Origin of the sequence: Mesorhizobium sp. M0768 (assembly GCF_040320195.1) — a bacterium.
Lineage (GTDB): Bacteria > Pseudomonadota > Alphaproteobacteria > Rhizobiales > Rhizobiaceae > Mesorhizobium.
This window is the reverse complement of the sequence record NZ_JAMYPD010000044.1, coordinates 15,131-37,536: the sequence shown is the minus strand read 5'-3', so window position 1 is coordinate 37,536 and position 22,406 is coordinate 15,131. Positions and strand designations below refer to the sequence as shown.

The window sequence follows — 22,406 nt, the reverse complement described above, 5'->3', positions numbered from 1 at the left end:
CCCCCCTGATAAAAAAACATTGCACTGCGGTGCTTGGTTATTTTGTAAAAAACACAAATCCCCCACTCCCCCCCCCTCCCCTCGCGGCCGCCCCCCCCCCGCCGGGGCCCGGGGGGCCCACCCCCCCGCACCGCTGGTGGATCACTCGAAGTCCTTGACGTTCTGCAGCGTCACCAGTCCGGCGCCGGTATCCACATTGGCCTCGACGGGTTCCCCGCGGATGGCCTTGACGACGGTGTCGATGCCAAGCTCACCCATTTTCGCTGGAAATTGAGCTACGCTGGCGTCCTCCGCTCCCGACTTGATCGCTTCGATCTCACCGCAGCACGCGTCGAAGCCGACCACTATGAGGTTGTCGTTGGCAATGCCGGAATTGCTGATCGACTTGACGGCGCCAGGGATCGGCGGACCGCAGGCCGAGTAGATCGCCTTGAGATCGGGATTGGCGGTGAGGATGTCTTCGGTCACTGACGTGCCAAGTTCCAGCGTGCAGTTGGTTGCGCCCTTGCCGACGACATCGACCTTGACGTCGCCCAATCCCTCCATCATGCCCGTGACCCGGTCATCCAGAGCCGGCACCCCGGGAACGCCTTGCAGGATACCGATCTTGTCACCGCTCTTGAGCACCGTTTTAAGATACTCTCCGGCGATCTTGCCGCCGTTGAGGTTGTTGGTCGAGACCAATGCCGTCTGGCCTTTCCAGTTGGGAATGCTGTTGTCGACGAGAACCACCTTGATGCCGGCGGCCACCGCCTTGTCGAGCGCCGGCGCGACCGTCGGGTCGACCGGAGTGATTGCCAGCCCGTTGACGCCCTGCGTGATCATGGATTCGATCAGAGCGATCTGGCCTTCGATGTCGGTAGCTGCCTGGCCCTGGCCGGTGAGCAGTTCGATCTCCGGATGAGTGGCCGCGTATTTCTTGGCGGCGTCCTCCATGGTCGAGTAGAACGGCACCGGGAATTTCGTAATCAGGCCAACCTTGATCTTGTCTGCGGCCGAAGCCGGCACGGAAAACGCAACAGCGATCACCAGCCCTGCGAACAGTTTTCGGTTCATTGGCATTGTATTCCTCCCTTGGATTGAGACGCCTCCCGGCGGGAGACGCTTCAGGCATTTGCGGACCTGAAAGGTCCCCAAATTTCGAACGGGTCAGGCTCCAACGATCATGGAAACCAGTTCCTGTTTGTTGCCTTTGGTCGGCACCAGTTCGCCGACCCTGCGGCCCTGGCGAAGCACCACCGCGCGATCGGCGAGCTCGACGACGTGTTCCATGTTGTGAGTGATCAGGATGACGGCATTGCCCTGGTCGCGCAGCGCAGCGACCAGATTGAGCACCTGGCGTGATTCACGCAGGCCGAGTGCGGCGGTCGGCTCATCCAGAATGACAACCTTGCGGGCGAACACGGTCGAGCGGGCCACGGCGATCGCTTGCCTTTGACCGCCAGACATCATGGCGACGACGGCATCCAGCCGCGGCAGCGTAACTTTCAGGTTTGCCAGCAGAGCGCGGGTCTCGGCGTCCATCCGGCGCTGCTGCAGAAACCGCAGGCCGCGCGGAAGCCATTGCGGGCCAGCCAGCTCGCGACCGGCAAAGAAGTTCTGTCCCGGCGTCAAATTGTCGAACAGCGCCAGATCCTGATAGACGGTCTCGATGCCGGCGAAGCGCGCATCCGCAGGGGAGCGTATCTGCGTTGGCGCACCGTCCAAAAGGATCGCGCCGGCATCGAGTTGGTGCACCCCCTGATGCATTTGGTCAGCGTCGATTTACCCGCGCCATTGTCGCCGAGCAGGCCGACGATCTCGCCGCGCCGCACCTCGATGCTGACATCGTCGAGGGCCAGAACCGAACCGAAACGCTTGGTAGCACCGTGTACCGCCAGCACGGGATTGTCCGCCGTGACCGCGTGATCGGCGTTATCCGCAGCGGCGCTCATGACTGCCTTCCGGCTTGCAGGACACGCACACGCCCTTCGAGGTAATTGCGCAGCACGTCGGACTCGACCGCGATCACGATGACCACGCCGATGACGATGAGCTGGAAAAAGACATTGACGTTGAGCAGGTTGAGCGCGTTGCGGATAACGCCGATCATGATGGCGCCGATCAAGGCATGGCCGAGGTGGCCGCGGCCGCCAAGAAAGCTGGCGCCGCCAATGATCACCGCCGCGATCGTGTCCAGTTCCAGCAGATTGCCGAACAGCGGCGAACCGGCGTCGGTGCGGCCGGCAAGGATGACGGAACCGATGCCGGCGCACAGTCCTGAGATGACATAGACCGAAACCAGGACCCGGGACACGGGAATGCCCATGCGCAGCGCGGCGTCGGGCCGGCCGCCGACGGCATAAATCCAGCGCCCCCAGACCATGGTTTTAGCCATGACGGAAAGAACCGCGGCAACGCCCGCAACGACGAAAACCGATCCAGGCAGGCCCCAAACCGCCTCGCGGCCAAGCGCATCGATCGAATCCGGCATGCCAGGGATGGCGCGGCCATCGGCCAGTTGCAGGGCCAGCCCCTTGGCGATGCTCAATGTCGCCAGCGTGATGATGAAAGGATGCGGCAGCCGGCCGAAGACGTAGAAGAGCCCGTTGATGGCGCCGACCGCGGCACCGCAGCCAACCATCACGGCGATCACGATGATGGCGGGAGCACCGGCATGAAAGCTCAGCGCGCCGAAGACGGAGGCCAGTGCAAGGTTCGAGCCGACGGAGAGATCGATGCCGCGTGTCAGGATGACCAGATGCTGGCCCATCGCGACAACCGAGATGACGGCCGTCTGGGCAAGGATGTTGCTGAGATTGCGTCCCGTCAGGAAATAGGGCGACAGAAAGCTGAGGACGGCGATCAGCAGCACCAGGATGACGACCGGACCAGCGCTCAGCAGCATCAGGCCGAGCGCAAGGCCGGGAACGGCTTCTGGCTTCCTGGATGCCGGCAACGCGGCCTCGCCGACAGTCGTGCCGGTGTTTCCCGTTTCAGGCAAATTTCCCCTCCCCGCCGCGGCTTGTACGAGCCGCGTCGTCAAAAACTCAATTCGTGTTCAGGTCCTCTTCTTATCGATAAAAAACAACCGGCCAGGCCGGGTCAAGTTGTTTTTTATGGATAAAGTTCATGCTAAAAGGACAAGCTATAGTTCCCAAGGAAATCCGATGAGAACCGACACCGTCTACAAGAAGGCCTTCAATCGGGCTGCGAATATGCTGCGCGACGGGCAACTGGCCGGTGAACTTCCTTCCGAAAATGAGCTTAGACGGCGAATGTGCGTCAGCCGCACAACCGTCAGAAAGGTTTTGCGGGAACTGGTTCACCGCGAACTTATCACCGAACGCCACGGCCTCAGGTCGACGGGCCGCCCGGTCAGCGACAACGATTACTATCCAGACGCCGAAACCACGCCCCGCGCCCAGCATGTCGAACAGCAATTCATGGAGTGGATGCTGCGGGGTGACACCAGGCCTGGAACCAGCATCAATGAGCTCGAGCTTGCGCGCCAATTCGGCGTTGCGACCAACGGAATTCGCGAATTCCTGATCCGCTTCAGCCGGTTTGGGCTGATCGAGAAAAGGCCGAATACAGGCTGGCTTTTCAAGGGTTTCACCGAAGGCTTTGCGCTTGAGCTCTTCGAGATCCGAGTAATGTTCGAACTGCGTTCGGCGCAACTATTTTCACTACAGCCGGACAGTTCTCCCCTATGGTCGAAACTCGCTGCGCTCAAGATGGCGCATGCCGACCTGCTGGAGCGAATTGAGGGCCGTTTTCATGACTTCTCCGGCCTGGACAACCGGTTTCACCGGCTCATAAACGAGGCATCACCGAACCGCTTCATCGATGATTTCTACGACATCATCACGTTCATTTTTCACTACCACTATCAGTGGAACAAGCAGGACGAAAAGCAGCGCAACCAGGCGGCAATCCTCGAGCATCTCGCCTATATCGATGCGCTCGAAAGCCGCGAATCTGACCGGATTGAGCGGGCCTGCCGAGCGCACCTGGCGTCGGCAAGAGCAACGTTGACGCGTTCGCTTATCGGACTTGTTGAATGATGTAGTCGACCCGCCATTGAAGGGAACCGACGCATCCTCTGGAACGCGTCGGAAGCAAACGCTTACGCGTGACGGATTTCCGTTCCCAGCACCTTCAAACATTCGCGGATGAACGCTGCAAGGGCCGTCCAGCCCTTTGCCGAAACCATCGTGCCATCCACATATGCCTCCGTTGGAGACAGGTCGATATAGGTGCCGCCCGCAAGCGTCACTTCGGGCTCGCAAGCCGCCAGTGCGCCGACCTTCTTGCCACGCACGACGCCGTCCACCGCAATCAGGATCTGCACGCCGTGGCAGATCGTGAAGATCGGCTTCTTGGTTTCGTGGAAGTGGCGCACCATCGCCTGTACGCGCTTGTCGGTGCGGATGTATTCGGGGCCACGGCCGCCGGCGCAGTAAACGGCGTGGTATTGCTCCAGCTGCTTCTCAGCGTCGGAAAAGGTCTTGTTGATCAGCGCATAGTGGCCGAGCTTTTCGGTGTAGGTCTGATCGCCCTCGAAATCGTGCAGCGATGTTTTGATCAGGTCTCCGGCGCTTTTGTCTGGGCACACGACGTGCACGGTGTGGCCCACCGCTTCCATCGCCTGCTGGTAGACGAAGATTTCGTATTCCTCGGTGAATTCACCGGTCAGCATCAGGATCTTTTTGCCTGGCATGGTACTTCCTTTCCTGTGACAACGGCCGGGCGAGATCTGTACTCGCCTGGTAGGTTTGAGTTTCTAGAAGGGTGAATCGGGGAAGTAGTCTTCGTTGGCACTGGCCTGCGTGATGACCGTCAACGGCGGGTACGGGGACATCGGGACAGTCTCAGTCGAACGCCAACAACAAACGGTCGCGGGAATGCTCGATATGGCGACGCATCGCCTGCTCGGCAGCGGCAGGATCGGCCGCAGCGAAAGCGGCCAGGATGGCCTCATGCTCGTCAAGCGCCTCCTCGGTGACGCGCGAATGGAACATCAGGCGGAATATGTGGAAGTGGGTGCGCTGGTGCGCCAATGTCTCGCGCACGAGTTCGTTGTTGGCGAATTCCATGACCTTGTCATGGAAAATGGCATCCTGGCGGGCGAAGTTGGAATACCGCAGGCGCTCGTCCTTGCCCTCACGGCGCGCCATGACGCCGGCCGACTTCTGAAGCTGCGCGAGCTTTACCTCGTCCATGAGCGCGGCTGCCTTGGCTGCGCCATGAGGTTCGAGCAGCAGGCGAAGCTCATAAAGTTCGTCAAACCGCCGTTTCGTGATCTGCGGCGCAGCGCGGTAACCGATCAGATGCGTCTTCAGCACCAGGCCTTCGCCTTCGAGCCGGCCGAGCGCCTCGCGGATCGGCGTGTGGGATACGTTGAATTCCTTGACCAGGCTGTCGACCGTGATCCGCGAGCCCGGCGCAATCTTCAGCGACATGAGTTGCGCAAAGATCGCTTCGTAGACGTCCTCAACCAGGCTGCTGGAGCGCTGGATACGCCCGCCGGCGAGGTTCGCTTCGTCTAGACTGGGTAAGTTCATGGCCTGCATGTTTTGTCTCTTGACACATTGAGTTGCTAACACGATGCTCCGGCCAATGCAATCCTATATCCTATACGATTTTATAGAGGATATCATTTGCGGCAGCTAGGAGACAAAGCAATGACGCTACCGGTAGCCCTGCGGGAGCAGCGTGCCGCCCCAGCGGCCTTTCCAGACATCATCACAGGATGCAGGTGAGCCTTTTCGCTGCGATAAGGCTGCCACGCGAAATCCTCTTCGGGAAGGGCCAACGCCACGTCATTCCGGTTGTCGCGGCCAGGCTCGGGCGTCGCGCGCTCGTCTGCACCGATGAACGTTTTGCCGCAACGGGCCAGTTCGCAGAGATTATCGCGGCACTGCGAGCCGCCTCGATAGACGTACTGGTGCATGACCGCGTGCTACCCGACGTTCCTCGGGGCACCGTTGCCGTCTGCGTCGAGGAAGCACGGAAGTTCACGCCCGACATGGTGATCGGCATTGGCGGCGGCAGCTGTCTCGACCTGGCCAAATGCGCCGCGCTGCTCATCAGTCACGGCGGTCAGCTCCAGGATTACTACGGCGAGTTCAAGGTGCCCGGCCCGACGCTGCCGCTGATTGCGGTGCCGACGACAGCCGGCACCGGCTCTGAAGTGACCCCGGTTGCCGTGATCTCGGATCCGGATCGCACACTGAAGGTCGGCATCTCCAGCCCGTATCTGATCGCGGCCGCGGCCATCTGCGATCCTGAACTGACGATGACATGCCCGCCGGGATTGACGGCGATCGCAGGCGCCGACGCGCTGACGCACGCAATCGAGGCGTTCACGGCCGCCAGGCGGGGGACCGATCCCGGCCTTCCGCAGAACCATGTCTTTATCGGCAAAACCGCCTTGACCGATCATTTCGCCCTGCTGGCGATCAAGCTGCTTGGCCGAAGCCTTGAAACGGCATGCGGCCGGCCCTCTGACGAGGACGCCCGGGCCGACGTCATGATGGGTGCACTGGCAGCCGGCTGCGCGTTCGGAACGGCCGGCACAGCGGCAGCGCATGCCGTGCAATATCCGGTTGGCGCGATAACCCACACCGCTCACGGATTGGGCGTCGCCACCATGTTGCCGTACGTCATGAAGTACAACAAAACAGCCGCAGCGACCGAGATGGCCGAGATCGCCAACGCGCTCTGCCTCGATGGTAAAGGCCGGACGCCCGACGAGTTGGCCGACGCGACCATTGCCGAAGTCAGCCGGCTGTTTGGGGCAATCGGGATCACCTCCTCGTTAGCCGAGCTGGGGCTGCCCGCAGATAAGCTCGATTGGACGGCGGAACAGGCGATCGGTATCGAGCGCCTCATCAAGAACAACCCGCGTCCATTCGATTTGCGGACCATGCGACACCTGGTCCAGGCGGCCTTTGATGGCGACCTCGCCAGCATCATGTAACAATCGGGAATATCGAGATGAACACGTTTTCACAGGTTCTGTCGGATGATCAGGGCGTCAGCGACTTCCACACAATTTCGCACCGGCTGTATATCGGCGGCCAATGGCGGCAGTCCGCGGATGGCAGGGTAATTCCGGTCATTGATCCGTCGACGGAAGCCATCATCGCGGCCGTACCCGATGCGACCTTGGAGGACGCGGCCGCCGCCATTGACGCCGCTGCCAAAGCAGCCCATGGCTGGCGGACAACGTCGCCGCGAAAGCGTTCCGAGATCCTCAGACGCTGCTTTGAGCTGATGACGGAACGATCCGAGGCACTGGCTACTCTCATCGCATTGGAAAACGGCAAGGCCCTGCGGGATGCCCGCGGCGAGATCGCTTATGCCGCGGAATTTTTCCGTTGGAATGCCGAGGAGGCCGTTCGCATTACCGGTGAATTCGGTACTGCGCCTTCCGGCACCAATCGGATTGTGGTCGACTACGAACCCGTCGGCATCTGCATCCTGATCACGCCCTGGAATTTTCCTGCCGCGATGGCGACGCGCAAGATCGCGCCGGCACTTGCCGCTGGATGCACGGTGATCCTGAAACCGGCCAGTGAGACCCCGCTTACCGCCTATGCGCTCGCCGCGCTCTACCAGGACGCGGGCGTTCCACCAGGGGTGGTCAACGTCCTGACAACCTCCAGTCCCGGGCCTTTGACAGCCGCCATGCTGGCCGATCCGCGGGTGCGCAAACTCTCCTTCACCGGTTCGACGGGTGTGGGTCGCGCTCTGCTGGCAGAGGCTGCCAGGCATGTGGTTTCGTGTTCCATGGAGCTGGGCGGCAACGCACCGTTCATTGTGTTCGACGACGCCGATCTCGAAGCGGCGCTCGATGGTGCAATGGTGGCCAAGATGCGCAACGCCGGCGAGGCCTGCACGGCCGCAAACCGCCTCTATGTGCAATCTGGCATCTACGAAGCCTTCTGCGATGGCCTCGAGAAGCGGATGTCGTCGCTCAAGGTCGGCCCTGGCACAGATCCGGACACGGAATGCGGGCCCATGATCACGAAAAAGGCGGTCGAGAAGATAGACCGCCTTGTCGTCGACGCGGTCACACGCGGCGCGCGGGTCATGTGCGGCGGCTCAGTCCTGTCCGGGCGCGGTTTCTTCTATCCTCCGACGGTGCTTCGCGACGTGCCGGGCGACGCAAAGATGGCGCATGAGGAGATATTCGGGCCGGTGGCGCCAATCTCGAGCTTCGAAACGGAGGCCGAGGTCATCGCACGCGCCAATGACACCGAATATGGGCTTGCTGCCTACATTTACACGCGCGATCTGGCGCGCGGCATGCGGGTGGCTTCCCGCATCGAGGCCGGGATGATTGCTCTCAACCGCGGGCTGATGTCTGATCCGGCAGCTCCCTTCGGCGGCGTCAAGCAAAGTGGGCTCGGCCGCGAGGGAGGGCAGCATCACGGCATTGCCGAGTTCATGGAGGCGAAATACCTCGCCGTCAGCATGTGAGCTGAAGAAGAATGCAAGGCGATCCCTTTCGCATCCGCGACCACGTTGCTGATTTTGACCAAATCGTGCAGGACATTGTTGACCGCAGCGAGGTCGCCCGCGCCGCCATTCCGATGGCCGCCGACGTGGCCTACGGACCGGATCCGACCGAGACCATGGACCTGTTCTTTCCCGCGGGCAAAAGAACGGCGCTACCGGTGCACATCTTTGTCCATGGCGGCTACTGGAGAATGTTCTCCAAGCGCGACTATTCATATATGGCGACGACGATTACCCAAGCCGGGGCCATCGCCGTCATCCTTGATTATGCTCTGATGCCCAAGGTCCGAATGGCGAGGATTGTCGACCAGGTGCGCCGCGCCAAGCAGTGGGTCCTGGCCAACATCGCCGATCATGGCGGAAGCCCGGCGGCCCTGACCGTCAGTGGTCATTCGGCTGGAGCCCATCTTGCAACGTTCCTGTTCGAAGGCGAGCATACCCCCTCGAATGTGAAGGCAGCCCTTCTCCTGAGCGGACTATATGATTTGAAGCCGCTCCAGGATTCCTTTCTCGCCAACGAGATTGGAATAACCGACGAGGAAGTCGCCATGTTCACACCTCTCGCCTGTCGGCATGATGCTCAAACCAAGGCGGCGGTCCTGGTCGGAGCCAACGAGACGCCACCCTTCCATCAGCAAGCCGATCGATTCAAAGCAAGCTTGCTGCGGCAGGGATCGTTGGTAACGTCGGATGTGCTCCCGAACCGCAACCATATGGACAGTGTCAGAGATCTTGGCGTGCCGGGGACCGAGGCTGGCGATTGCCTGGCAAAACTGATCGCCAAGGCCTGCTGACTAACTCGGGTTCTCCAGGCGATTTGTTTTGCGCCACTCCTCGTACTCTCCGCGGGCATCATCATGCAGCGGATAGTAGCGTTGCAACGGCCCGCCCTCCATGAGCTTCGCTCGCGAAAACTCCTCCCAATCATGATGCTTCTGTGACTCTTCGATCACCTTCGGGGCCATCACGACGGGAAGCACCACCACCCCGTCGTCGTCGGCGACGATGATGTCGCCCGGGATCACCGTGACACCGCCGCAGGCAATCGGAACGTTGACGGCATTGGGATAGATGCTGGTCTGCACATGATAGTTTGGCGTCCAGCCGCGCAGCCATAGGGGCAGGTCGAGCTTTTCGACATTGGGCCGGTCGCGCATGCACCCATCGATGACGATACCGGCCCCGCCCCTGCCCTTGAAATACGTCGACATCATATCGCCGAAGACGCCCGAGCTCATGTCGCCGCGCGCGTCGACCACGACCACATCGCCCTCCTGCGCGTGATAGAGCACGTGCCGGTGCAGCTGTGTCTCCGGATCGGCATATTCTCCTTCGGTGAAGAGGTCCGGCCGCTGCGGCAGGAACTGCAGCGTCAGCACCGGCCCGACGATCGACTTCCCGTGGTTTTGCGCCACCGGACCGACCATGTGCGGATTGCGGAAACCCATATGGCCAAGCGTGCCGGCAACCGTCGCGGCGCCGATCTCCCTGAGTGCGTCGATCAGGTCCTTAGGCGGCCGCATGATGTCGGAAGTATGTGTCATTGTGGACTCCGATTGAATGGAACTACCAGTTCGCAACAGAACCGTCGCGGCGCTTAAGGTGAGGCGCTTCCCAGAAACGCAAACTCTGCGCCTGGACCGCAACTTCGTTGACCTCGACGCCGAGCCCCGGCAGATCGCCGACCGGGTAATCGGTCCCGTCGAGCCGTGGTTGCACGGGGAAGAAGTCGGAATTGTCGAAGCCCAGCTTTGTTTCGGGTGCCCTGGTCTCGAGCCACGCGAAGTTGGGTACCGCGGCAGCGAGATGCACGGTCGCGGCCGTGCACACTGGACCAAGCGGATTGTGCGGCATCAGGTCCACATAATGCGCCTCGCTCCAGCCAGCGATTTTCATCGCCTCGGTGAGCCCGCCGACATTGCAAACATCGAGCCGGTTGAACTGATGGATGCCGCGCTCGATGTAGGGCAGGAACTGCCACTTGCTGGCAAATTCCTCGCCTATGGCAAAGGGGATTTCGGTCATCGTGCGCAGCGATTCATAGGCCTCCGGCGTTTCGGCCCGTATCGGCTCCTCGAGGAAATCAAGCACGCCGCGACCGAGCTTGTTGCAGAAGCTCGCGGCCTCTGCCACCGACAGCCGATGATGATAGTCGAGGCCGAGGACCACGTCGCTGCCCAGCGCCTCGCGCGCCTTGTTCAGCATACTTGCGGTAGCGCCGATGGACTCGCGCGGCTCGAAGATGTCCTTGCTGTTTTGCCCGAAGGGGAAGAAGCGGATCGCCTGCCACCCCTGCGCGCGAAGTTCGCGGGCCCGTTCGATGGCAACGTCGCCCTCGGCCTCGTCGCCGGTCGAGGCAAAGGTGGGAATGCGGTCGCGCTGCTTGCCGCCCAGCAGCTCGTAGACCGGCACGCCCAGCGCCTTGCCCTTGATATCGTGAAGGGCGATGTCGATGGCGGAAATCGCCGCCTGAAGGACTCGCCCGCCTTCGAAGTACTGGCTGCGGTAAACCTCCTGCCAGATCCGCCCGATCTGCATCGGGTCGCGGCCGATGAGAAACTCGCGATAGTGCTCGACCGCGCCGGCCACGGCCCTCTCGCGACCGCTCAAGCCGCTCTCGCCCCAGCCGAAGATGCCCTGGTCGGTCTCGACCTTGACGAGCATCTGGTTGCGCGTTCCTACCCACACCGGATAGGGCTTGATCGCGGTGATCTTAAGTTTCTCAGTCATCCACGCCCACGTTTCACGCGCATTCGCTCTATCTCAGTTGGCCTTGAGGGCCATTTCAGTTTCGCCATCGAACAGATGCATCCGCTCCTGGTCGAACTCGAGCCAGATCTGCTCGTCGGGCGCGACGGCAATGTTTGGCGGCACGCTGACGTTGACGATGGCGCCGGACAGGAACGCCTGGACGAAGGTGACGTCGCCGGTCGGTTCCACCGTGTAGGCCTTGGCCGGAATGGAACCAGGGACCGCACTCTTGTGGAGCTTGATCGTCGAGTGACGTGCGCCGAGCACGACTTTCCTGGTCGTCGCTTTCGCCACCTTCTGGGCATTGCGCGGTGAGAGCTCAAGGCGCCAGCCCTCGGCGCCGGTCAACACCGTGTTGCCGTTTGCCATCGAGGCCTCTAACGGAATAAGGCTCATCGCCGGGCTGCCGATGAAGCTGGCCACGAACATGTTCACCGGATGGGCGAAGACCTGCGCCGGTGAATCGTATTGCTGCAGGTAGCCGCCATTCATCACCGCCATCTTGTCAGCCATGGTCACGGCTTCGAGCTGGTCGTGCGTCACATAGATAATCGTCGCCTTGAGGTCCTGGTGGAAACGCTTGATCTCCGACCGCATCTGCACGCGCAGTTTGGCATCGAGGTTAGACAGTGGCTCGTCCATGAGGAACACGGCGGGGTCGCGAACGAGGGCACGGCCAAGGGCCACACGCTGCTGCTGCCCGCCCGAAAGTTCGCGCGGCTTGCGCTCGAGCAGGTGCGTCATGTCGAGCACTCGCGCCGCTTCCTTGACCTTCTTGTCGATCTCGTCCCTGGGGAGTTTGCGCATCTGAAGCGGGAACGCCAGGTTCTTGTAGACCGATTTCTGCGGGTAGAGCGCGTAGTTCTGGAACACCATTGCGATGTCCCGGTCCTTGGGGTCGAGGTCGTTGACCACCCGCTCGCCGATGATGATGTCGCCCGCTGTGATCGGGGTCAGCCCCGCGACAAGATTGAGCGTGGTTGTCTTGCCGCAGCCTGAAGGCCCGACGAGCGCAACGAACTCGCCGTCATTGACCGTCAGCGAAACGTGGTTGACAGCTTTGAAGCTGCCATAGCTCTTGACGAGATCTTGGAGGACCACGTGGGCCATCGGCAACTCCCTAGTGCTTGACCGCGCCTTCTGTAAGGGCGCGTACGAAGTATCGTTGCAGGACTAGGAACAGCACCACGACGGGCACACTCATCATGAAGCTGGCCGCCATCAGGCCCGGAAAGTCCGTCGTATTTTCCGAGAAGAAGCGTTGGATGCCGACCGGCAGGGTCAACTGCTCGTTCTTGGAGAGGAAGGTGTAGGCGTAGATGTACTCGTTCCACGCGCCGATGAAGGAATAGATTGCGGTGGCGATGATCCCCGGCGTCGAGAGCGGCATCACGATCATGATGAAGGCCTGGAACCGTGTTGCGCCATCGATGCGCGCCGCCTGCTCAAGCTGCACCGGGATATTGTCGTAAAAGCCCTTGAGCAGCCAGATCGCCAGCGGCAGGCCAAAGGTGAGATAGGTGAGTATCAGTGAGCCATGCGTGTTTATCAGACCGATGGCGCGCATCAGGATGAAGAGTGGCACGAGAAAGATCACCGCCGGGAACATGTTGCGCAGCAGCACGGCAAAGAACAGGAAATTCCGGCCGGGGAAACTGAAGCGCGAAAACGCGTAGGCCGCTGGGACAGCTACGATCACCGAAAGGATTGTCGTGACGGTCGACACGAAAAGACTGTTCCAGAAGAAGCGGAGGAAGTCCTGGCCGACGCTGTTCTGCGGATCGAGCAGTTTCTGATAGCTGGCGAGGGTAGGTTCGTCCGGCCACCATTGCGGCGGGAATTGCGTCGCCGCGAATCCGGACTTGATCGAGGTGATCAGCATCCAGATCATCGGCAACGCGGTATAAAGCAGCATAAACACGAGGAATATGCGGCCGGCCCACCGCCATCCGTCGACGCGCATGCGGCGACGGGTCTGGGCACGAGGTGCTGTCTCGGCAATCGTGCTCATCAGCTCCCCTCTTTCCGCTCGTTGCCGCTTAACGCACGGACGTAGAAGTAGCCCAGCGTCATCAGCGTGAGGAACAGGAGCACCGAATAGGCCGATGCCACGCCCCAGCGCTGCCGTCCGAAGGCGAGCTCATAAATGTGGGTTATCCAGATATGCGATGCGTTCGACGGCCCGCCGCCGGTCATGATCCAGGGGATGATGAAGGAATTGAAGTTGGCCACCGCGAGCAGCAGCATCGTCACCACCGAGACGTTGCGCAAGTGCGGGAAGGTGACGTGCCAAAAGCGCTGCCATGCATTGGCACCATCGACTTTTGCGGCGCGCAGCAACTGGTCGGGGACTGTCTGCAGGCCGGCCATCATCATGATCATGGCAAACGGAAACTCGCGCCAGATATTGACGACGATCAGCGAGGGGAGCACCGTGCTGACATTGTCGATGAAATTCGGCGGCTGGTCGGCCAATCCGAGGCCGACCAGCACCGCGCCGATGATCCCGAAGTCCGAATGGTAGATCCACTTCCAGATGTAGGAGGCGGCGACGGCGCTGATGACCCAAGGGATGATCAGGACGGCGCGCAGGACACCACGGCCGATGAAGTCGCGGTGGAGCGCCAGCGCTGTGGCAAACCCCAGGACAAAGGAGATGAAAGTTGACCCCAGAGTCCAGATCAGTGTGTTCCAGGTGACTTTCCAGAACACCTGACTGGTGAGGATGGTCGTGTAGTTGTCGAAGCCGATGAAGGTCTTGTCGCGGAGTTGCAGGCCAGGCGGTGTCTTAAAGAACGACAGCTCGACCGTGTAGTAGATCGGATAGGCGATGACGATGAGCATCACGGCGATCGCTGGGAGCACGTACGCGTAGTCCGCACGATGCTCCCAGACCTTCCGCAGCGCGCCGGACCAACCGGGTTGCAATCTTCGGCGAGCCTCGGCCTTGCCGGTCACGATCGTCACTTGTGGCGTGCCCTTTTTCTTCGGAACGCTGCGGCTGCGCCAGCGGCGCAGCCGGTCCAGGTCGTAGGTGTGGCTTGGACTAGAGTCCGCCCATCAGGTCTTTTACCTTCTTGGCCGCATCGTCCGCTGCCTCGTCGACGGTCATCGCTCCGGTCAGGGCATTCTGCAGCATGTCCGGGATGATGATGTTCATGATCTCGGGGGCCTGCGGCAGAGCTGGGAACGGGATGCCGTATGGCAGCATCGAGGTGGTGACGTCGAGGAACTTGATGTTGTCCAGACGTTCCTTCATCCACTTGGTCTTGAAGCCGTTGAGGTTGCCAGGGTTTGATCCGGCGTAGGCCATCTTCAGCGACCATTCAGGGCTCGTCCACATGCAGATGATAGCTTTCGCGGCCGGCTCGTCTACCTTGCCGCCCTCGACATATTCGGGTTTCAGGATGTGAATGTTCGAGCCGCCGAACACGACGGCGCGCTTGCCGTCGGGACCAGTCGGGATCAGGCCGTAGCGCATGTTGTCGATGACCGTCTGCGCCTTGTCCTTGTCGGTGCCCGTCGCCTTTTTCTGCAGGTCGAGCATGACGTTGTAATCGGACGGGTGCGAGATCATCATGCCGAGCTGGCCAGCGACGAACAGGGGCTGATTATCGGCCTGCTGATTGGTGAGTGCCGAAACCGGAACCGACTTGTCGCGAACATACATGTCGTAGGAGGCTTGCAGCGCTGCCTTGCTTTGCGGGCTATCGAGCTGGACCTGCTCATAGGTCGGGTTCGGCGTCGCTTCGTCGAAGACACCTCCGCCATAGGCCCACAGCTGTGGCATGAAGCGGTACGGCGTATTGCCGGCATTCTTGCGAGCCACGAGGCCATATCCGGCAATGCCGAGCTTGTCGTGGATCTGCTTGGAATACTTGACCACGTCGTCCCACGTTGCCGGCGGTTTGTCCGGATCGAGGCCGGCACGCTTGAAGATGTCGGCGTTCCAGATGAACGCCATCGTCTCGTTGTTGGTCGGAATGCCGTAGGTCACGCCCTCCCAGGTCACTGCCTTCATGGCGCCGGGCCAGAAATCCTCTGTCGAATACCCCACATCCTCTGGCTTGAGCGGCTGCAGATAGCCCTTTGAGGCGAACTCGGTACCACCCAGGATCTGCAGGCGGACCGCCATAGGCGCGGCATTGCCCAGGAGCGCGGTGCGGAACTTGTCGAGAAGGTCGTTATAGGTGAGGGCTTGTTCCTCGAGCTGGATGTTCGGATAGGTTTTGCGGAAGGTCTCGAAGAAATCCTTGTAGTACTGGCGCAGGAGGTCCGGGTCGCCCTCGAACACGCCCTGATACCAGAATGTCAGTCGCCCCTTGTAATCGAGCGGGGTGACCTTGGCGCAATCGGCCGCCGTGTCAAAATCCTGTGTGCCCGCAATCGAGCGCACATACTCCGGCGACCACTTGCTCAGGTCGACCGGCGGTGCACCCAGCGCCGATGTAGACGTCAGGGATGCCATCAAAGCAGTGGCGACAGTGCCGCGCAGGACGGCGCTGCCGAGCGCAATTCTCGTCATAGGTATCCTCCCTGGTTCTCCCATGCCGCCCTGAAGCGGTCCTTACTCGTTTCGATCGCGAGGATGCTTCTGCCAACTCAGTGTATCCTCTCGATCGCTTGGTACGTTTTCAGATCATGAATTGCCTGTCAACGCGCAGAATCGTACATTGTTTGCGAAAGCCGTGTGTGATATCGGGCAAGGTATGTATTAGATTGGGGAGCCGGCCTTGGCCGAAATAAGCGATTTCAAAGCGATGCCACCGGTGGGGACCGATCCCATCGGGGCCTCCAGCGAGGGCGCCTCGCTTTATCAATTGATCAGGGAAGATATCATCGAGGGACGGCTCGCTGCCAACGAACGGCTTGTCGTGACCGATCTCGCCCGGCGTCACGGCACTTCGACCAATCCTGTGCGCGAGGCCCTGCAGTTGTTGCGCGGCGAAGGGTTTGTCACCTTTATCGCCAACCGCGGGGCGCGCGTGCGACCCATTGATCAAGATTTTGTCCGGGATATCTACGAGATCGGTGTTCTGATCGAGCCAGCCCTGACACGATGGTTTGTGAATATGGCTACCGGCGAGGACATCGCCGAACTCGAACGTCTCCAAGGCCTGATCGAAGAGAACAACTTCGCCGACACATTCAGGCACAGTGAGCTGGATACCGCTTTCCACACCGTGATGTACCAGCGGCACTACAACCGCCACGCCGCCGAGCTTTGGTGGAAGCACCGCGAAGTGCTGCGAGCCGTGAGCCGTCGTTTCAATTTCACGCTGGCGCGACGTGCCGCGATCATGCGCGAGCACCGCGAACTCATCGCGCTTGTGAAGGCGGGAGAGGCCGACAAGGCGGCCGAACTCGTTTCCCGCCATGTCGAGGGTTCGGGCCGGCATATTCTCGAACAGATGCGAGCGCGCAACGCCGCTCGGGCCGGATAGAATGTCCAGTCCAGAACATCGTTAGCTGACCATTTCCAGGCAAAGGTAGTTGAGATGAAAATCACGAGCATTCGGCCGTGGCTGATCAAGTCCGATGCTTCCTACTGGGGAGAGTTCCTGTTCGTCGAAGTGGCGACCGACGAGGGAGTGAGTGGCTGGGGAGAGATCACCACCACGACAAGGCTCGCCAACCGCGCTCTGTGCACGATCCTGCGGCAGATCGGCGTCGCCGCGACAGGCGAGGATCCGGCGCGTATCGAGCATCTCTGGCACAAGATCTTCCGCAGCTTCACCTACATGGGAAGCCGCGGCGCCGCCGTCGAATGCGTGAGCGCCATCGACATAGCCCTCTGGGACATCCAGGGCAAAGTCCTCGGCAAGCCGATTTACGAGCTGCTTGGCGGGCCGGTACGCGATGAAATCGCGCTCTACACCCATCCCAACCAGGCCAAATTCACCAGCAAGGAGGCCGTGGTCCGCGAAATTCTAGACATTGTCGAGTCCGGACACACTGCGCTCAAGTTCGATCCCTACCCCCACCAGGGCCGCAGCGCCGATGGCCTGCCCCGCGAACAGCGAGACGGCTACCTCGATGGCAGCATGACCCGCAAGGACGAGCGCGAGGCCGCCGAACTCACGGCTCTGATCCGCGAAACGGCAGGACCCGATGTCGACATTCTCATCGATGCGCACGGCCGCTTCGATGTCCCCACCGCCATTCGCCTCTGTCGGAGCCTCGAGGAGGCCGGCCAGATCGACTGGTTTGAGGAGCCCTGCCCGCCCGAGAGCCTTAACGCCCTCAAGCAGGTACGTGAGAAGGTCAATACCGCCATCTCGTGGGGCGAGCGCGGCCACACGAAATGGGATTTCGTGCCGGTACTCGAGAACAGGCTCGCTGATTACATCATGCCCGACGTTACCTGGACCGGCGGCATTACCGAACTCAAGAAGATTTCTGCGCTGTGCGAAGCCTACTACGTGCCGGTCTCGCCACATGACGCCGCGGGACCGATCAACGTGGTTGCGGGAGCGCAGGTGATGATGACCGTTCCCAATTTCTACAAACTCGAAACGTCGGAGTGGAACCTGGGCAAATACGATCACCTGATCGACAGACCACTCGACATTTCGAACGGCAGCCTCAAGCTGTCGTCGAAGCCTGGTCTCGGTATTGAGATGGACCGCGACTACCTGCAGGCCCACGAGATTGAGTTGGGCTAGCAAGACTAAATGCCGGCCCAGGGTGGGGGACGACAAGCCGAAAACGAGGATAAGTCATGGCAAAGACAGGTGGCGCCGACGAAGCGCTCAATCGGGTAAACGCGAACTCCAAGCCATCCCAGCTTCGCATCACCGACATGCGGGTAGCCGAAATCGTCGGCGCGCCGTTCACCTCAACCCTGCTCAAGATTTACACCAACCAGGGTATCGTCGGGCTTGGCGAGGTGCGCGACGGCGCCAGTGCCACCTACGCGCTGATGCTGAAGAGCCGGCTGCTTGGCGAGAACCCTTGCGACATCGACCGCCTGTTTCGCCGGATCAAGCAGTTCGGTGGCCACGGCCGGCAAGGCGGCGGCGTCTCGGCGGTCGAGATCGCGTTGTGGGATCTCGCCGGCAAGGCCTATGGCGTTCCCATCTACCAGATGCTCGGCGGCCGGTTTCGGGAGAAGGTGCGCGTCTATTGCGACACCGACGCTACCGTGCCGAGCGGCACCGAGACCGGCAAGCGCCTCAAGCAGCGCATGGCGCTCGGCTTCACCTTCCTCAAGATGGATCTGGGGCTGATGCAGATCGCGGATGTACCCGGTGCGGTCGTCTCCCCTGCCGGCTCACTTGAAGGGTACCGCATCCATCCCGGCCGCGGCCCGGTCAAGACCATGGAGGAGCGCCGCGCCCGCAATGCCGCTTACGATTTGCATAACGTTCCCCATCCGTTTACCGGCCTCCACTTTTCCGACAAGGGCCTCGACCTGCTTGAACAGTACATTGCCGAGGTTCGCGATGTTATCGGCATGGATATTCCGCTCGCCATTGACCATGTCGGCCACATCTCGCTGCAGAACGGCATTCGGCTCGCCAGGCGGATTGAAAAATACGTGCCGGCCTGGCTCGAGGATGTGATCCCATGGCAGTACACCGAGCAGTTCCGGCAACTGCAGGCCGCCACCACGGTGCCGATCTGCACCGGCGAGGACATCTACCTTAAGGAAGGCTTCGAGCCTCTGCTCAAGAGCGGCGGCCTCTCCATTGTCCACCCGGACCTGCTCACAAGCGGGGGCATCCTCGAGACCAAGAAGATCGGCGACATGGCCCAGGACCATGGCGTCGCAATGGCCATCCATATGGCCGAAAGTCCAATCGCCGCAATGGCCGCGGCACATGTCGCGACCGCGACCGAAAACTTCATGGCGCTCGAATACCACTCTGCCGATGTCGACTGGTGGGACGATATCGTCACCGGCCTTCCCAAGCCGCTCGTGAAGGACGGCTTTATCACTGTTCCGGACAAACCTGGCCTGGGGATTGACGACGTCGTCGACGAGGTGATCTCGCAGCATCTGCAGCCGGGTGTCACCGGCATCTGGCAGCCCACGGATCACTGGGACGACGAGTATTCCTGGGACCGTATCTGGAGCTGAGGCGAAAAGAACCGAAGATGAAGATCACCGATCTCCGCTGCGCCGTCATCGGCAAACATCCCATCGTCCGCATCGTTACCGACGAGGGCCTCTATGGCCTTGGCGAAGTCGAGTTCACCAAGACCTATCTCAAGCCTTGGGTGCTGCATTTCCGTGAGGCGCTGATCGGCGAGGACCCTACCGACGTCGAGCGGGTGATGCTGAAGATCCGCCAACGCGGCTCTTTCAAGCCCTATGGCGCGGCGGTAAGCGCTATCGAGCATGCGCTGTGGGACATAGCCGGCAAGGCCGCAGGCGTGCCGGCCTACAAACTGCTCGGCGGCAAGGTGCGCGACAAGGTGCGCGTCTATAACGGCTCGATCCGCCAGAAGCGAACGGGGGACCGGCCGGAGGATTACGCCGCTGACGTGAAATGGATGATGGAGCAGCCGCAGAATTTCTTCATGATCAAGCAGGGAATCTCGTTCCACTCCAACATGAAGGATACCATCGAGGGCTTTCACTACGGCGTGACGCAGAAGAAGGCCGGCTATCACGGTGCCATGGACCAGGGCGTGATCAGCGAGCGCGGTTTCAACCATATGCTCGACTGCGTGATCGCGATGAAGGAAGTGCTGGGCGACAAGGTCAGCCTGGCGCTCGACTGCGGCCCGGGCTGGATGCTGCCCGATGCAATCAAGTTCGCTCGCGCGGTCGAGAAGTACAATTTGATGTGGCTCGAGGACATGCTGACCGGCGACTATGTGCCGTGGGTCAATCCGCAGGCCTATCGGGAGTTGACCACCTCCACCTCGACGCCAATCCATACCGGCGAGCAGATCTACCTGCGGCACAATTTCAAGGAGCTGATCGAAACGCAGGCGGTGCGCGTCATCGGCCCCGATCCAGCCGATATTGGCGGCATTGCCGAGCTCAAATGGGTCGCTGAGCACGCCTGCATGCACTCGATCCTGATGGCACCGCACGGCACCGCGAACGGCCTTCTCGGCCTCGGCGCGCTGATCAATGTCTGCGCCACCCTGCCCGCCAACTACATCGCGTTCGAATACCCGAGCGCCTCCGACCCCTGGTGGGAGGACCTCGTAATTGGCCTGCCGTCGCAGATCGTGATGGACAGCATGGTGGACCTGCTGGAAGCGCCGGGGCTGGGCCTCGATATCGACGCCGAAGCAGCCAGGAAGTATCTCCGGGACGAGGATGCAGGCTTCTTCGACTGAACCATCCTTCTTGCGCCACCCTGCACTGCGCGGACTGCTTCACGCAACCTGTCATCCGGAATGACCGTTTCGGGCCGTTAGCGGAATGTCAGCTTCTGGTGTTCGAACCTAGTTATAGAGACACCTGGGGCCAGCGCGAGCATCGTCGTGACATGACCCAAAGGCGACAAGTCGACCAAAAAGGTGGGAAGCTCAGCGAAACCCTCTATATCGACAGCCATGGATGCATCGAGCGACCACCCGCCGAACGACGAGCTTCTCTCGGACATCCAGCGCCTGTCCTTCGACTATTTTCTCAAAGAGGCCAACCCGGCGAATGGCCTGATCGCCGACCGCAACACCCCGGGGTCACCGGCCAGCATCGCCGCCGTCGGGCTCGCCCTGTCGGCCTATCCCGTCGGTGTCGAGCGCGGTTTCATGACGCGCGCCGCCGCCGCTGAACGGACGCTCGCCACGCTTCGCTTCTTCTGGAACGCGCCGCAAGGGCCCGAAGCCGACGCAACGGGCCACAAGGGCTTCTACTACCATTTCCTCGACATGGAGACCGGCCGCCGCGTCTGGAAGTGTGAGCTGTCCACGGTCGATACGGCGCTTCTGCTTGCCGGTGCGCTGGCCGCCGGCGCCTATTTTGGCGAGGACGATGAATCCGAACTGGAAATCCGGCGGCTTGCCGATGCGCTCTACCGGCGCACCGACTGGCGATGGGCGCAGAACGGCGGCGCTACCGTCACCCATGGCTGGCGGCCTGGAAAAGGCTTCCTGCGCTATCGCTGGCAAGGCTACGACGAAGCGGTGATCCTTTATGTGTTGGGCCTCGGCTCGCCAACCCATCCGCTGCCGCCCGAGAGCTATGCGGCCTGGCTATCCACCTACAAGTGGAAAAAGATCTATGGCCGGGAATTGGTTTACGCCGGTCCACTCTTCATCCACCAGCTCTCGCATATTTGGATCGATTTTCGCGGCATCCGCGATGCTTCCATGCGCAACCACGACTGCGACTATTTCGAGAACAGCCGCGAGGCAACCTACCTGCAACGCGACTACGCCATTCGCAATCCGAAGGGCTTCAGCGGTTATGGCGAGAATTGCTGGGGCATTACCGCCAGCGACGGCCCAAGCCCGACAAAACGTCAAATCATGGTCGGTGGCCGCCGTTTCTTCGGCTATCTGGCACGCGGTGCGCCATTCGGCCCTGATGATGGAACGTTGTCGCCGTGGGCAGCGATTACCTCATTGCCCTTTGCGCCAGAGATCGTTCTGCCGGCACTGCGCTATTTCCATGAGATCGACCTGCAAGAGGGCAACCCTTACGGCTTCACCGCAAGCTTCAATCCGACAATAGCAGCCGCCGACGGCCGGCCATGCGGTTGGGTATCGCCGGACCACGTCGGCATCAATCAGGGGCCGATCACTCTGATGATAGAGAACTACCGCTCGGGCTTCCTGTGGCGCCTGATGCGCCGCGTGCCGGCCATCATCGCGGGACTGCACCGAGCAGGTTTTTCGGGCGGTTGGCTATAAGAAGTCGAGATGACAAAGCTCCCCGATTGGTACCAGGACTTTTGACTGCTAGCGCATGCCGCATTTGCTGCGAATGTCGGTTAGCGGCGCATTGCTTCTCGGCAGAATAGGGCCGGAAGCGGACGATTCGGTTCTGGAATGAACTAGCCAGAAAACTGCCATTCCGCTGACGACCCACTAGCCGACCTCCAAGGCCGCCATTCGCGTTCCGAAAAGCTGCCGCTCGCACCACCAAAGCCCACAGTTTGCCGCCGCCATGTTCCGTTGCGGATCGATCGCTACGATGCTATTGGGGCTACGTCGGAAAAGGCAGACTTGGTTTGGTA

General features: G+C 61.0%; 19 protein-coding genes and 1 pseudogene. 9 read left to right on the top strand and 11 right to left on the bottom strand.

The window, feature by feature from the left end:
• Positions 1-141: 141 nt before the first annotated feature.
• From NKI08_RS31200 to NKI08_RS31190, 3 genes and pseudogenes are all read right to left on the bottom strand, one after another.
• Positions 142-1,056: a sugar ABC transporter substrate-binding protein gene (locus tag NKI08_RS31200; protein WP_352774871.1), complete on the bottom strand. Its 915-nt coding sequence runs from the start codon at positions 1,054-1,056 to the stop codon at positions 142-144.
• Between the two features lie 93 nt (positions 1,057-1,149).
• Positions 1,150-1,934, bottom strand: a pseudogene (locus tag NKI08_RS31195) (ATP-binding cassette domain-containing protein).
• Positions 1,931-2,983, bottom strand: coding sequence for an ABC transporter permease (locus NKI08_RS31190; RefSeq protein ID WP_352774869.1), 1,053 nt, complete (start codon positions 2,981-2,983; stop codon positions 1,931-1,933). The pseudogene NKI08_RS31195 and the gene NKI08_RS31190 overlap by 4 nt, the downstream one beginning before the upstream one ends.
• A 166-nt stretch (positions 2,984-3,149) precedes the next feature.
• Between NKI08_RS31190 and NKI08_RS31185 the strand changes: the two genes are divergently transcribed.
• Positions 3,150-4,046 carry a GntR family transcriptional regulator gene (locus NKI08_RS31185; protein WP_352774873.1) on the top strand — a complete coding sequence of 299 codons (897 nt, stop codon included), beginning with the start codon at positions 3,150-3,152 and terminating at the stop codon, positions 4,044-4,046.
• Between the two features lie 62 nt (positions 4,047-4,108).
• Here the strand turns inward: NKI08_RS31185 and NKI08_RS31180 are convergent, their stop codons facing one another.
• Together NKI08_RS31180 and NKI08_RS31175 are read right to left on the bottom strand one after the other, a co-directional pair.
• Positions 4,109-4,702, bottom strand: a complete 594-nt coding sequence (locus NKI08_RS31180) for a DJ-1/PfpI family protein (RefSeq protein WP_352493019.1) — start codon at positions 4,700-4,702, stop codon at positions 4,109-4,111.
• Between the two features lie 151 nt (positions 4,703-4,853).
• A complete protein-coding gene (locus tag NKI08_RS31175) occupies positions 4,854-5,555 on the bottom strand; it encodes a GntR family transcriptional regulator (RefSeq protein WP_352774868.1) in 702 nt (233 codons plus the stop codon).
• 185 nt (positions 5,556-5,740) lie between these two features.
• Between NKI08_RS31175 and NKI08_RS31170 the strand changes: the two genes are divergently transcribed.
• Genes NKI08_RS31170 through NKI08_RS31160 form a run of 3 tightly spaced genes read left to right on the top strand, consistent with a single transcriptional unit; the run spans position 5,741 to position 9,302 of the window.
• Entirely contained in the window at positions 5,741-6,964 is a 1,224-nt protein-coding gene (locus tag NKI08_RS31170) for an iron-containing alcohol dehydrogenase (protein WP_352774866.1), read from the top strand.
• A gap of 17 nt (positions 6,965-6,981) precedes the next feature.
• Positions 6,982-8,469: an NAD-dependent succinate-semialdehyde dehydrogenase gene (locus NKI08_RS31165; RefSeq protein ID WP_352774864.1), complete on the top strand. Its 1,488-nt coding sequence runs from the start codon at positions 6,982-6,984 to the stop codon at positions 8,467-8,469.
• Positions 8,470-8,480: 11 nt separating this feature from the next.
• A complete protein-coding gene (locus NKI08_RS31160; protein ID WP_502899689.1) occupies positions 8,481-9,302 on the top strand; it encodes an alpha/beta hydrolase in 822 nt (273 codons plus the stop codon).
• Here NKI08_RS31160 and NKI08_RS31155 read toward each other — a convergent pair whose 3' ends face one another.
• The 6 genes from NKI08_RS31155 to NKI08_RS31130 all read right to left on the bottom strand — a co-directional run bounded on the left by NKI08_RS31155 (position 9,303) and on the right by NKI08_RS31130 (position 15,784).
• Positions 9,303-10,052 carry a ribonuclease activity regulator RraA gene (locus NKI08_RS31155; protein WP_352474433.1) on the bottom strand — a complete coding sequence of 250 codons (750 nt, stop codon included), beginning with the start codon at positions 10,050-10,052 and terminating at the stop codon, positions 9,303-9,305.
• Positions 10,053-10,074: 22 nt separating this feature from the next.
• Positions 10,075-11,238 carry a mandelate racemase/muconate lactonizing enzyme family protein gene (locus tag NKI08_RS31150; RefSeq protein WP_352474432.1) on the bottom strand — a complete coding sequence of 388 codons (1,164 nt, stop codon included), beginning with the start codon at positions 11,236-11,238 and terminating at the stop codon, positions 10,075-10,077.
• Positions 11,239-11,271: 33 nt separating this feature from the next.
• Positions 11,272-12,369, bottom strand: coding sequence for an ABC transporter ATP-binding protein (locus NKI08_RS31145; RefSeq protein WP_352474430.1), 1,098 nt, complete (start codon positions 12,367-12,369; stop codon positions 11,272-11,274).
• A 10-nt stretch (positions 12,370-12,379) separates the two neighbouring features.
• Entirely contained in the window at positions 12,380-13,270 is an 891-nt protein-coding gene (locus NKI08_RS31140) for a carbohydrate ABC transporter permease (RefSeq protein ID WP_023679256.1), read from the bottom strand.
• Positions 13,270-14,226 carry a carbohydrate ABC transporter permease gene (locus NKI08_RS31135; protein WP_352774862.1) on the bottom strand — a complete coding sequence of 319 codons (957 nt, stop codon included), beginning with the start codon at positions 14,224-14,226 and terminating at the stop codon, positions 13,270-13,272. Before NKI08_RS31135 ends, NKI08_RS31140 begins: the two co-directional genes overlap by 1 nt.
• A gap of 79 nt (positions 14,227-14,305) precedes the next feature.
• The gene (locus NKI08_RS31130) at positions 14,306-15,784 is read right to left on the bottom strand and encodes an ABC transporter substrate-binding protein (protein WP_352503623.1); all 1,479 of its coding nucleotides are present in this window, start codon (positions 15,782-15,784) and stop codon (positions 14,306-14,308) included.
• A 208-nt stretch (positions 15,785-15,992) separates the two neighbouring features.
• Here NKI08_RS31130 and NKI08_RS31125 point away from each other — a divergent pair, with 208 nt between their 5' ends.
• The 5 genes from NKI08_RS31125 to NKI08_RS31105 all read left to right on the top strand — a co-directional run bounded on the left by NKI08_RS31125 (position 15,993) and on the right by NKI08_RS31105 (position 22,080).
• Positions 15,993-16,703, top strand: a complete 711-nt coding sequence (locus NKI08_RS31125) for a GntR family transcriptional regulator (RefSeq protein WP_352774860.1) — start codon at positions 15,993-15,995, stop codon at positions 16,701-16,703.
• A gap of 54 nt (positions 16,704-16,757) precedes the next feature.
• Entirely contained in the window at positions 16,758-17,924 is a 1,167-nt protein-coding gene (locus NKI08_RS31120; RefSeq protein ID WP_352774859.1) for a mandelate racemase/muconate lactonizing enzyme family protein, read from the top strand.
• Positions 17,925-17,980: 56 nt separating this feature from the next.
• Entirely contained in the window at positions 17,981-19,342 is a 1,362-nt protein-coding gene (locus tag NKI08_RS31115; protein ID WP_352774857.1) for a mandelate racemase/muconate lactonizing enzyme family protein, read from the top strand.
• A 17-nt stretch (positions 19,343-19,359) separates the two neighbouring features.
• Positions 19,360-20,559: a mandelate racemase/muconate lactonizing enzyme family protein gene (locus NKI08_RS31110; protein WP_352774855.1), complete on the top strand. Its 1,200-nt coding sequence runs from the start codon at positions 19,360-19,362 to the stop codon at positions 20,557-20,559.
• Between the two features lie 219 nt (positions 20,560-20,778).
• A complete protein-coding gene (locus NKI08_RS31105) occupies positions 20,779-22,080 on the top strand; it encodes a glucoamylase family protein (RefSeq protein ID WP_352774853.1) in 1,302 nt (433 codons plus the stop codon).
• Positions 22,081-22,406 lie beyond the last annotated feature (326 nt).

Coding starts and splice junctions, on each gene's coding strand:
- NKI08_RS31160 (WP_502899689.1), top strand. CDS start 8,481: ATGCAAGGCGATCCCTTTCGCATCCGCGACCACGTTGCTGATTTTGAC.
- NKI08_RS31140 (WP_023679256.1), bottom strand. CDS start 13,270: ATGAGCACGATTGCCGAGACAGCACCTCGTGCCCAGACCCGTCGCCGC.
- NKI08_RS31200 (WP_352774871.1), bottom strand. CDS start 1,056: ATGAACCGAAAACTGTTCGCAGGGCTGGTGATCGCTGTTGCGTTTTCC.
- NKI08_RS31175 (WP_352774868.1), bottom strand. CDS start 5,555: ATGCAGGCCATGAACTTACCCAGTCTAGACGAAGCGAACCTCGCCGGC.
- NKI08_RS31145 (WP_352474430.1), bottom strand. CDS start 12,369: ATGGCCCACGTGGTCCTCCAAGATCTCGTCAAGAGCTATGGCAGCTTC.
- NKI08_RS31110 (WP_352774855.1), top strand. CDS start 19,360: ATGAAGATCACCGATCTCCGCTGCGCCGTCATCGGCAAACATCCCATC.
- NKI08_RS31155 (WP_352474433.1), bottom strand. CDS start 10,052: ATGACACATACTTCCGACATCATGCGGCCGCCTAAGGACCTGATCGAC.
- NKI08_RS31115 (WP_352774857.1), top strand. CDS start 17,981: ATGGCAAAGACAGGTGGCGCCGACGAAGCGCTCAATCGGGTAAACGCG.
- NKI08_RS31105 (WP_352774853.1), top strand. CDS start 20,779: ATGGATGCATCGAGCGACCACCCGCCGAACGACGAGCTTCTCTCGGAC.
- NKI08_RS31150 (WP_352474432.1), bottom strand. CDS start 11,238: ATGACTGAGAAACTTAAGATCACCGCGATCAAGCCCTATCCGGTGTGG.
- NKI08_RS31130 (WP_352503623.1), bottom strand. CDS start 15,784: ATGACGAGAATTGCGCTCGGCAGCGCCGTCCTGCGCGGCACTGTCGCC.
- NKI08_RS31185 (WP_352774873.1), top strand. CDS start 3,150: ATGAGAACCGACACCGTCTACAAGAAGGCCTTCAATCGGGCTGCGAAT.
- NKI08_RS31120 (WP_352774859.1), top strand. CDS start 16,758: ATGAAAATCACGAGCATTCGGCCGTGGCTGATCAAGTCCGATGCTTCC.
- NKI08_RS31165 (WP_352774864.1), top strand. CDS start 6,982: ATGAACACGTTTTCACAGGTTCTGTCGGATGATCAGGGCGTCAGCGAC.
- NKI08_RS31180 (WP_352493019.1), bottom strand. CDS start 4,702: ATGCCAGGCAAAAAGATCCTGATGCTGACCGGTGAATTCACCGAGGAA.